General features: G+C 33.5%; 4 protein-coding genes. 3 read left to right on the top strand and 1 reads right to left on the bottom strand.

The window, feature by feature from the left end; translation table 11 throughout:
- Window positions 1-240: 240 nt before the first annotated feature.
- Window positions 241-723 carry an SF0329 family protein gene (locus E2K98_RS30235; RefSeq protein WP_133340677.1) on the top strand — a complete coding sequence of 161 codons (483 nt, stop codon included), beginning with the start codon at window positions 241-243 and terminating at the stop codon, window positions 721-723.
- 611 nt (window positions 724-1334) lie between these two features.
- Window positions 1335-1568 carry an aminotransferase class V-fold PLP-dependent enzyme gene (locus E2K98_RS30230; protein WP_268884155.1) on the top strand — a complete coding sequence of 78 codons (234 nt, stop codon included), beginning with the start codon at window positions 1335-1337 and terminating at the stop codon, window positions 1566-1568.
- A gap of 84 nt (window positions 1569-1652) precedes the next feature.
- Here E2K98_RS30230 and E2K98_RS30225 read toward each other — a convergent pair whose 3' ends face one another.
- On the bottom strand, window positions 1653-2516 hold the full coding sequence (locus E2K98_RS30225) for a cation diffusion facilitator family transporter (protein WP_133340673.1): 864 nt from the start codon (window positions 2514-2516) through the stop codon (window positions 1653-1655).
- 529 nt (window positions 2517-3045) lie between these two features.
- Here E2K98_RS30225 and E2K98_RS30220 point away from each other — a divergent pair.
- Window positions 3046-3477, top strand: a complete 432-nt coding sequence (locus E2K98_RS30220; RefSeq protein WP_133340671.1) for a hypothetical protein — start codon at window positions 3046-3048, stop codon at window positions 3475-3477.
- The last annotated feature ends 212 nt before the right edge of the window (window positions 3478-3689 follow it).

Here is a 3689-nt window from a genome sequence, read left to right as displayed (position 1 = left end):
ATAACAAAAGAAAAACTCACAAAATGGGGATTAAAAGATATATCCCAACTTTATGAGTTACGATACTTAAAAGATTGAACCGCCGTATACGGAACCGTACGTACGGTGGTGTGAGAGGTCGGGGATTAAATTTCCCCTCCTACTCTATTAAACTAAGGGGCGTACATTTTAAATTGAATTAGTAAAGGTAATAAAGAAAAAAATACGAAAAAAACGGCTGTGGTATTGGGGGCTTTCTTTTTGGGTTTGCAGATTAAGTGGAGTTACTTAAAACAAATTATTGAATCAAGGTTTTGTGACAAATTAATTGGTAGGATAAATATTAACTATACAAATTATAGAACAATTAACGAACCTGAGAGTAGATTTTGGATTACGTTAGATGGAGAAGAGCTATACAGCAACTCAAAAGTAAAATGGCTTTTCAATCACTATAAAATCATCCTTGAGCACAGCAACGATAATGAACAAATGACTTATGAAGAAGCTGAAAAGATATTGGAAAAACAAGGTCAATATTATATAGATTATATTGAGGATTCTCTGTGTCAGTATATAAATTTATCAATAAGTGATGCCTTAAATTCAGAGAGATTCTTAATAAGGGCTTTAGCTATGATTGATAGGAGACTTGGAAAAAGAAGGTTACAAAGTGTTGAAATAGAAGAAAATGAACATATACTTGTTCATAAATTGTATTCAAGAGACAGCAAAGTACGTTAGGAAAAAATTAAAAGAAAAATGGATTCATCTTTTAAACGATTAAAAATCGATTATGAAACGAATGGGATTTTTATAACCTCAAAAAAAAGGTGAAGGGGTGTTAAGGCGGCATCGTATATGCCTCCTAGAGATAACGTTTAGCTAAGTGACTTTCTGTATGAGAGGGCCTTCCAGGGCCCTTTTGTCTATTATAAGAAATTACAAAATGAAAGAAAAATTAAACTAGTAATCTATCGTATAAAATTGGTATGGCTTTTAATAACAATGGAATGAGGGAATCCCTTTACCACTTGTGAACCGCCGTGACCATCCAAATAAATAACCTTTTTTCCAATAAACTTCTGTGTTAATGTTGGAAATTTCCAGCGGACTTCTTCAATCGGGAACACTATTGCCCGTTGATGAGATGGTCTCTTGTATGTCCAAAGGGGTGCAAACCGCACGGAGAATTTCCAACCAGCAGAGAGATGAACTTCATCTTAAGAAGACTAGAAAAGCGATTGCCGATTTGGTTGGTGCCAAACCAAATTAGGCAGTGTTTGGTCAAAATTCTACATCCATAATGTTCTCAGTAGAGCGCACTTAGTAAAACGTGGACCCATTAGGATAATATTGTCGTTACTGAAATGTACCACCGTTCAAACGTGGACTCATGGGCAACCGCGGCCAATGATACAAATACAAAAATTCGTTTCATTTCGGTTGACAAAGAGAGATTAACTCTTGATTTGATTTTGTTAGACAATCTGATTGATGAGAATACCAAACTAGTCGCCGTAACACTTGCCTCCAATGTCGTTGGGGCCATTACCGATGTTGAAAGGATTGCAAAGCGGGAAAAGTGAAGTGGAAGCGTTACTAACTGTAGATGCCGTCATTAAAGCGCCATTTAATTGATTCAGGCTTTAATCTATTTGTTATATAGTCAATTAATTTAAATCGACATAGATATTATCTAAAGGTATTTTGGTATGATTTGATACTAATTCCTTTATCACTTTTTGAATGTTTTTAACTAACTTCGAAGAAGATTTTACTCTAATTAATGTGTATACTTCTTCTTCATTTATACACCATACTTTTACATCCTCAACAGTTAAATCTTGGTTGGTTTCTTGTAGAGATTTTATAATCCCATCAACGGAATAGCCATTAGGGGTCCCTTCCATTAATATATTAAAGGATTCTTTTGTGATTTTAACGCCACCAGCAATTATGATTATCGATGTTATTAAACTACCAATTGGGTCTAACCATGTTAGGCCAAAATATTTAATACCCAATGCTGCGATGACAACACTCACACTAGTAAATAAGTCAGCCAAAACGTGAATCATTGCACTTTTTACGTTCAAACTGGAATTAGCTTTCGTCAAAATATAGCCCACGATTCCATTTACAACTAAACCAATCGTACCGACAACTAACATTTGGTTCGGAATGATTTTTATTGGATTAAACATACGACTGATCGCTTCACCAATTATAAATATAGGGATAATCACTAATGTAAAACCATTAATAAATGCTGCGATTGGTTCAAATCGTTTGTAGCCAAATGTTTTATTTTTTGTTACTGTCTTTGTAGCTAGAATGGTTGCGATTAGTGAAAGAATCAATGAGAAAGCGTCTGAACCCATGTGTACACCATCGCCCATCATCATTAAGGAACCTGAAATAAATCCGTAGATAATTTCAGCTAAAGCAAAAAACAGGGTTAAGGATGCAGCCCAAATAAAAAGCTTTTTATTTTTTTTATAGTAGTTATCTAATTGCCCATCGTTACTACTCATTTAAGTCATCTCCTAGATTAGAATTATTATAAATTTATAATACGGTTACTGTTAGCTAAAGTCAAATATAATCGAGAATATATTTCTATAAATGAGAATGATAATTCCCTTCAATTACTGTAATATTGGATTATGCGATAAATAATTGCTAATATTAATGATAATAATTATCATATAATTATATTTACTGAATTATGGATTACTGTCACTTTTTATAAAGTAAGTATTCGTGGATAACCAGCACTGTTATAATCGCATAACAACTAAGATAGTGAAGGAATGTACTTAAACTAAACGGGTGCAATACTTAAAGATCCAGCTCCCAATTCAGGCGGCTTTTTTATTGTGGTAACGGGGCAGGATAGTTGAAGAAGGGATGGTAAAAACAATAGAGAATTTAATATATTAACCATTATTAAAAAGTAGGTGTTTATTTTGGCTCAATCAGCTGCACATTCCTTTATTACGTATAAATTTTTATATAATTTAAATACTAAATTTGTCCACATTAAGATTAAGGAATGATGATATGATCCAAGATAGGATGTTAAGAATAGGTATATTAGGTGTAATTTCAACAATACCAGGAGAGATTGCTTCGAGGATATTTGCACATTTTGGCTTTGGAAAGTTTGGTATTTATGAATTAGCAAGTCTTATTATTACATTTAACAGACCAGTATTTACCATAGGATTAATCGTAGATTTTTTAGTTAGTAGTGTTTATGCAGTCTTACTTTACTTTATATTTGAAAAGTTTGGTTCATGCCATTTAGTTATAAAAACGACCGTGGGCAGTTTATTTGCCTGGTTAGTATGTGAACTATTATTCACATCATTAATAGAAGGTAAGTATATCGATATTAGACCCATTAATGATTATTATTCACATATTTTCAGTGCCATCATTTTTGGTATTACATTAGGATTGTCACTAAAAAAATTTATATTCAAGAGTTAACCCTATATTTGGAGTTATATTAAGTGCAAATGAGATTGTGAACAATAGCACTTAAACTATCGAGTGCTTGTGCGGCCGAGCATAGGTCGTATCATATAACGGGTGGGATTCCCGTCGAGTAAGAACTAGCCATTCGCTCGTAGCGAGTCTTGGAGGGCTAAAGGTAACTTTAGTCTTTAAGCGTAGACAGTTAGGTAGCGGGCCGAAAGCCA

Source organism: Bacillus salipaludis, from assembly GCF_004358205.1.
Note: the sequence above shows the minus strand (reverse complement) of the source record. Positions and strands in the feature narration are given on the sequence as shown.